This is a genomic window from Candidatus Cloacimonadota bacterium (genome assembly GCA_011372345.1).
In the GTDB taxonomy this organism is placed as follows: domain Bacteria; phylum Cloacimonadota; class Cloacimonadia; order Cloacimonadales; family TCS61; genus DRTC01.
In genome coordinates this window covers 1-6,890 of record DRTC01000120.1, presented here as the reverse complement: position 1 = coordinate 6,890, position 6,890 = coordinate 1, and the positions used below count along the sequence as shown (strand labels likewise).

At 36.7% G+C, this 6,890-nt stretch carries 5 protein-coding genes; 1 reads left to right on the top strand and 4 read right to left on the bottom strand.

The genetic code is table 11. The features are described 5' to 3' along the window. Positions 1-29 precede the first annotated feature (29 nt). Positions 30-392: a thioredoxin gene (gene trxA / locus ENL20_02250; protein ID HHE37376.1), complete on the top strand. Its 363-nt coding sequence runs from the start codon at positions 30-32 to the stop codon at positions 390-392. Between the two features lie 201 nt (positions 393-593). Here the strand turns inward: trxA and ENL20_02245 are convergent, their stop codons facing one another. The 4 genes from ENL20_02245 to nuoE all read right to left on the bottom strand — a co-directional run bounded on the left by ENL20_02245 (position 594) and on the right by nuoE (position 6,720). After that, entirely contained in the window at positions 594-4,070 is a 3,477-nt protein-coding gene (locus tag ENL20_02245; GenBank protein HHE37375.1) for a hypothetical protein, read from the bottom strand. Further along, positions 4,036-5,781 carry an NADH-quinone oxidoreductase subunit NuoF gene (locus tag ENL20_02240; GenBank protein ID HHE37374.1) on the bottom strand — a complete coding sequence of 582 codons (1,746 nt, stop codon included), beginning with the start codon at positions 5,779-5,781 and terminating at the stop codon, positions 4,036-4,038. Before ENL20_02240 ends, ENL20_02245 begins: the two co-directional genes overlap by 35 nt. Positions 5,782-5,882: 101 nt before the next feature. Continuing rightward, complete coding sequence (locus ENL20_02235) at positions 5,883-6,227, bottom strand: four helix bundle protein (GenBank protein ID HHE37373.1); 345 nt, start codon at positions 6,225-6,227, stop codon at positions 5,883-5,885. 31 nt (positions 6,228-6,258) lie between these two features. After that, entirely contained in the window at positions 6,259-6,720 is a 462-nt protein-coding gene (nuoE, locus tag ENL20_02230) for an NADH-quinone oxidoreductase subunit NuoE (protein ID HHE37372.1), read from the bottom strand. Between the last annotated feature and the right edge of the window lie 170 nt (positions 6,721-6,890).

Genomic DNA, 6,890 nt, shown 5'->3' with positions numbered 1-6,890 from the left:
TTCTAAAAAATGATAAAAAAGGAGATAAAATGGAACATTTGACAACGCAAACTTTTAAAGAAAAAGTTTATAACTATGATCAGAATAAAGAATGGAAATATGAAGGACAATTACCTTGTATGATTGATTTCTATGCAGATTGGTGTGCTCCCTGTAAAATGGTTGCTCCGATTCTGGAAGAACTGGCAGATGAATATAAAGATAAGATCAACATTTACAAAGTAAATACTGAAGAACAGCAGGAACTTGCTGCTGCTTTTGGGATCAGAAGTATTCCTTCTTTACTTTTTTGTCCCAAAGATGGAAAACCGCAAATGGCAATGGGAGCGCTTCCCAAAGAAAGTTTTATTAAAGCGATCGATGATGTTTTATTGAAGACAAATGTAAATTAGTGTTTATCTGTAAACCTTGCGAATGGTTAAAATCTCCGAAGGAGATTAAGACCTTCGCAATGGTTGAATCAGAGAAAACCACCAACCATTACGGAGGTTTCATTCCTCAACCATCCGTAAAGTCTCGGAAATCTACTTTAAAGATGATCTCAAATTTAAAAAAAGGTTATCAAAAATGATAGCCTTTTTCATTTATGTTTTTTATTCCTTCGTAGCAAGTTTAAGTTTTGCTATTAAATTATTCTGCAAACTGTAATGTTTATGTGATTCGATTTTAATTTTTTCAATGCTGTTCAAATAATCGATCAGATTTTCTTTTTCAACGATTTTTTTCTTATTTTCTTTCTTTAAAGCTTTAATAACTTGTTTTTTCCAGAATTCATTTTTAACTTTTTTCTCATTAAGCAATCCGATATTCTTAAAAGTTGCCAGTAGATTTTCAAAAAGATGAGAATTTTTAGGATTTTTGTAAGTCGTAATTCTACCATCATTGGCGATGGCAGTTCCTTCCATTTCCAGGTATGAAGTTTGCGGAATGATAATATCCGAAATTTCATTAGCTTCAAGATGAGTTTTTATGGAAATGATGAATTTGCTTTGTTCGATCGTCTTTCTTTGAATTTCATTTAGATGTTCTCCATAAACTATCACAAAATCGGAAATTTCAGGTTTCCCGGCCTTGATCCCGAATTCCCTTAATCCTCGCATATTTGAAAAATTAGATGTTGGAAGAACTCCCGAACCGGAGGAGAAATCGCAGATAAATGACGATAACATCCAGATATTCCAGATGGATTTTTCTGTCAAATCATCGCTGTTATAAATGAAAAGAGTTTTTGCGGGTGGTTTTAGTTCATCGATTTTTTCGTGGATATCACAATCTTCATCAAGATCATCATCGTTGTAGTAACAAGCGATTATTTTTTCCAGAGTATTCTCAATTCCGCTATCATTAAATTGTTCATCAGCAAATTTATTGAATTCCTTTTCCTCATCTGTGATCAGGATAAGTTTTTTACCTTTTCTCTGTTGAGTTCGAGCCAGGATTTTCAAAGTATGACTGATCTTACCGATGATCACAATTGCTTCAGCTTGTTCCAGATCCCGGTAAGTTTTATCGAGTTTGATATCATCGACAAAACTTTCTTCATAAGATAAAGAGGAAATATCAGCTCCGATCGTGTCCGCAATATCTTTCATCAACAAAATTTCTTCATTGGAACACATTGCGGAAACATATATTTTTCTGGTTTTCGCTTTAGCCAGGTTGTCTTGGATCAGGTTATGAAATTCCATACATTTCCCGAATTCTTCCCAGCAATCATCTATTTTTTCCCAGGTGGAATCGACCTTTTTATAAGGGATAATAATTCTTTCTTTATCTTCCAGTATCTGCCAACCGAATTTACCTGCAAAACACAAATTTCTGTCATTGAAATCTGCTTCTGCTGCTGGTTGAATGACTGTCACTTTATCAGTTTGAACATTAACATCGATCTTACAACCGGTTCCGCAAAGACCGCAATTTTGGGTTATTTTTTCAACAACATGAGGATTAAGTTTATAATTCTGATTTTTGGAAACAAGAGCTCCGACCGGGCAAACCTCGATACATTTTCCGCAAGATTCACAGGTTGTTTTGGTCAGACTTTCACCAAATTCGGGAGCAACATAACTGACAAAACCCCTGAAAATATAACCGAGAACACCTGGACCCTGCACTTCCGAACAGATGCGAACACAACGACCACATTTAATACATCTATTTGCGTCACGCAGGATGAACGGATGCGTGTGATCGATCGGATGTTTATTTTTATCGCCCATAAAAAGGTCAGCATCGATCTCATAATCAGTTGCATATTTTCGCAGAGCACAAGTAGTATTGTCCTGACAACCGCATTCCAGACAACGGTCTGCTTCAGCTCTGGCATCTTCTTCTTCAAATCCCAATTCAACTTCTTTATGGTTTGTGCATCTTATTTCCGGATCTAATTCCGGCATCTTGAAACGCGGGATTTTTTCGTATTGTTTGAATTCATTTGGATCTACATCTTTCAATTTTTTCTCTTTTCTGGAATTGAATAGTTGAAGAGTTTTTTTATTTAGCTTCCCTTGTAAAAAACGGTCGATAGCATTTGCTGCAATCCTTCCATCTGCAATTGCTTCGATCGCGGTTGCCGGACCTCGGCGGAAATCTCCTCCTGCAAAAATATTGGCAATCCCTGAATACATCGTCTCATCAGGAGTTTCGCAGGTTGACCAGCGGGTTAATGGAATTTCTTTACCATCGATTTTGTTTGCATCTTCTGTCAGGAAATCAACATCAGGAGATTGGGAAATAGCAGCGATTATAGAATCAAAATCTTCATTGAAAAATTCGCCTGTCGGCACAGGTCTCCTTCTTCCGCTCTGATCAGGTTCGCCAAGTTTCATTTTTTCTAATTTGATTGTTTTCAGAACACCATTTTTTCCAATATTTTCAACCGGATTTGTAAGGAAATGGAATTTAATCCCTTCTTCTTCGGCAGCATCTACTTCATAAGCTTCTGCCGGCATTTCCTTGCGGGTGCGACGATAAATAAGAGTTACATCCGAACCCATTCTTTTAGATGTTCTGGCACAGTCGATAGCAGTATTTCCTCCTCCAATAATGGCTACTTTTTCTCCGAGTTTGATCTTCTTCCCGAGAATGAAATCTTTCAGAAAATCTACTCCCAGGAAACAACCCTTCAGTTCGCTGTTCTTAACACGCATAGGAACTGCTTTCTGGGCTCCGATTCCAAGATAAACAGCATCATATTTTTTGCTCAAATTCGATAAAGAAATATCTTTCCCGATTTCGACATTAGTCTTTATTTTCATTCCATTAACACACATCAGCTTAATCTCTTTATTAAGTATTTTCTTTGGCAGTCGATATTCAGGGATTCCGTACCGAAGCCAACCTCCTGCTTTTGGAGCTGACTCGAAAACAGTAACATTGTAACCATTATTGGAGAGATAATAACCACAGGTCAAACCTGAAGGTCCTCCTCCCACAATTGCAATTTTTTTATTTTTTATAGGAGCTTTCTCCGGAATATATGACCAATCATCGAATAGGTCAAAATCAGCCGCGTATCGTTTTAATTGTCTGATCGCGATCGGCTCATCTACAATTGTGCGACGACATTCTGCTTCACAAAAAGCAGGACAAACCCTACCGATAGAGAGCGGCATGGGCAGGTTTTCTTTGATGACTTTAACTGCTTCGTGATGCTGTCCGTTAGCGATCAGAGAAACATAAGTCTGGACATCTACCTTATCAGGACAGGCGATTTTACATGGAGCTTCACAATCTGCATAATGATCGGACAAGAGGAGTTCCAAAGCCATTTTCCTGGCTTTTCTGATTTCTTGCGAATCGGTAGTAATCTCCATTCCATCTAAAATATCTGTTCCGCAGGCAGTTACAAATCCTCTTCTGCCTTCGACTTTAACCGCACATAGCCAGCAAGAACCAAATGGTTTCAGTTCTTTGTCGTGGCATAAGGTTGGAATTTCGATTCCATGTTCATTAGAAACTTGCAGGATCGTTTTTCCGGCTTCGGTTTGAATTTCTTTACCATTTAATTTAATATTAATCATCGGGACCGTTCCTTTAATACTTTTTAATTGCTTCAAATTTGCAGGCATTATAACAAACACCGCATTTTGTACATATCTCTTGATCAATAAGATGAGGTTTTTTTACTTCACCAGAAATAGCATTTACCGGACATTTTTTTGCACAAACAGTACACCCAATACATTTTTCTTCAATAATTTCATATTTCAGTAAAGCCGTGCAAACACCAGCCGGACATCTCTTTTCTTCGATGTGTGCAATATATTCTTCCCTGAAATATTTTAGAGTTGTCAGAACAGGATTCGGAGCTGTTTGTCCCAAGCCGCATAATGAACCTTTAATGATATTTTCAGCCAGCTCCTGTAAGGTATCCAAATCTTCGATCTTACCTTTACCTTCTGTAATTCTATTGAGAATCTCCAGCATTCTTTTTGTTCCGATCCGACAAAATGTACATTTTCCGCAGGATTCGTTTTGAGTAAAGTTGAGGAAGAATTTCGCCACATCTACCATACAGGTTGAAGTATCCATCACTACCATTCCACCTGAACCCATTATAGCACCGGTTTTGTTGATAGAATCATAATCGACGACCGTATCGAGAAGGCTTTCCGGAACGCAACCTCCGGATGGTCCTCCGAGTTGAACGCCTTTGAACGGTTTTTCGGTTTTCATTCCTCCGCCAACTTTATAGATCACATCCCGCAATGACATTCCCATTGGAACTTCGATCAAGCCGCTGTTTTTTATTTTTCCGGCTAACGCAAAAACTTTTGTTCCTTTACTTTTTTCAGTTCCATAAGCAGCATATTTTTCAGCACCATTAATGATTATCCAGGCAATGTTGGCAAAAGTTTCCACATTATTTATATTAGTTGGTTTCTGCCATAAACCTGATTGAGCCGGAAACGGAGGTCTGATATTCGGCATTCCTCTCTGACCTTCGATCGAGCTCATCAAAGCAGTTTCCTCTCCGCAGACAAAAGCTCCTGCTCCTTCTTTGATGTGGAGTTTGAAATTAAAATCGGTTCCCAGAATTTTTTTCCCGATAAAACCTGCTTTTTCCGCATCTGCAATTGCTTTCTGCAGATGTTTTATTGCCAGAGGATATTCTGCCCGGCAATAAATATATCCTTCATCAGCGCCGATTGCATAAGCTCCGATGATCATTCCTTCGATAACGCTGTGCGGATCTCCTTCCAAGACGCTTCGATCCATAAAAGCTCCGGGATCACCTTCATCGGCATTGCAGATAATATATTTCTTTTTGCTTTTAGAATCATGAGCAAATTGCCATTTCAGACCGGTTGGAAATCCGGCTCCTCCTCTTCCTCTCAAACCGGATTTTTTAATCTCATCGATAATGTTTTTCCGGCTTAGTTCTTTCAAAGCTTTTTCCAATGCTTTATAACCATCGTTAGCAAGGTAATCATCGAGAGATTCCGGATCTATTATTCCGCAATTCCTGAGTACGATCCTTGTCTGCTGTTGATAATTTTCATTTTCAGAAGCTTTTATTCTTTTGGATAAGATCGCATTTTCAATATATGGTTCTCCTTTTTGAAAAGATTCGATGATCTGCTCGATCTTTTCAGAAGTAACATAACCATAAGTAATAGCTTCCGCTTCATCTGATGAAACTTCCATTAAAGGTTCGGCAAAACACATGCCAATACAGGCTGTTTTTTTGAGAGACGCGTCGATCTTATTTTTTTTCAAGTATTCTTCGATAGCAGTATAAACTTCTCCGGAACCGGCAGCAAGTCCGCAACTTGCCATTCCGACTTTGATTTGAAGATTCAAATTTCCTCCTTAGCAAATTATAAATTTAAACTATAGATTTTAAATGAGAAATTTTAAATTTGTTATGTTTCATTTATTTATATTTTCATAAGTAGTTTTTGTGATTTTTTTAGAACATTAATGATTTCAATGATCTTAGTTAAGTAACTTGAATAACCATATTTAACCAATTGGCTTATATCTAAGAGGTTTAACCAATATTTTGTTTCTCCTGCTTCTTTCAGAGAAATATACATTTTTGCTAAAAAATCTTTTTTGCTTTTAGCTCCAATAGCTTCTTCTATATTAGCTCCAATACTGGTAGAACTTCTCAAAAGTTGTTTTGGTATAACATATTCCATATTTTTTCTTAAAATCTTGTATAATTCAATAATCGTTAAAGAAAAATGGAAGCTCTTATCTTGAATAATATTATTCTTCATTTTTTCATTCAAATTTCTAATTTATCATTTCTTAGATGTATTTTTTCAGAATTTTCGGAATGGATTTTGGAGTTAATTTTCCATAAGTATTTTCATTTATCATAATCACAGGAGCGAGACTGCAGCAACCAAGACAGGCAACCTCCATAACTGTGAATAGTCCATCTCCGGTAGTATCTTCATCTTCTCCTAATTTTAGTTCACTTCTTATTGCGTAAGCTATTGAATTCGCATCGGAAACATGACAGGCGGTACCTTTGCAAACTCTGATAACATGTTTACCCTGCGGTTTCAAGCGGAACATGGTATAGAAAGTTGCAACTCCATAGATTTCAGATAATTTAATACCTGTTTTTTCGGAGATATATCGCATTGTATCTTTTGCTAAATATTTTTCAACTGCTTGAATCTCTTGTAAAAGAGGGATTAACGCTCCTTTCCTGCCGATAAATTTATTTATAATTGCATTGATTTCTTTTTTATTCTTTTTCATCTCCACAAATGCTCCTTTGGAACTAAATTTTGGGAGATTTTTTTAAATGAGAATACAGTGTCAATTGTTTTTTCCCGTTTGTTCAAACTTGTTTGAAAACAGCAAATTATAAAATATGAAACAGTGTCACAGAATATTTTTTTTCAGATATATACTAAATTATATCTATG

Coding starts and splice junctions, on each gene's coding strand:
- ENL20_02245 (HHE37375.1), bottom strand. CDS start 4,070: ATGCCTGCAAATTTGAAGCAATTAAAAAGTATTAAAGGAACGGTCCCG.
- trxA (HHE37376.1), top strand. CDS start 30: ATGGAACATTTGACAACGCAAACTTTTAAAGAAAAAGTTTATAACTAT.
- ENL20_02235 (HHE37373.1), bottom strand. CDS start 6,227: ATGAAGAATAATATTATTCAAGATAAGAGCTTCCATTTTTCTTTAACG.
- nuoE (HHE37372.1), bottom strand. CDS start 6,720: ATGAAAAAGAATAAAAAAGAAATCAATGCAATTATAAATAAATTTATC.
- ENL20_02240 (HHE37374.1), bottom strand. CDS start 5,781: ATGGCAAGTTGCGGACTTGCTGCCGGTTCCGGAGAAGTTTATACTGCT.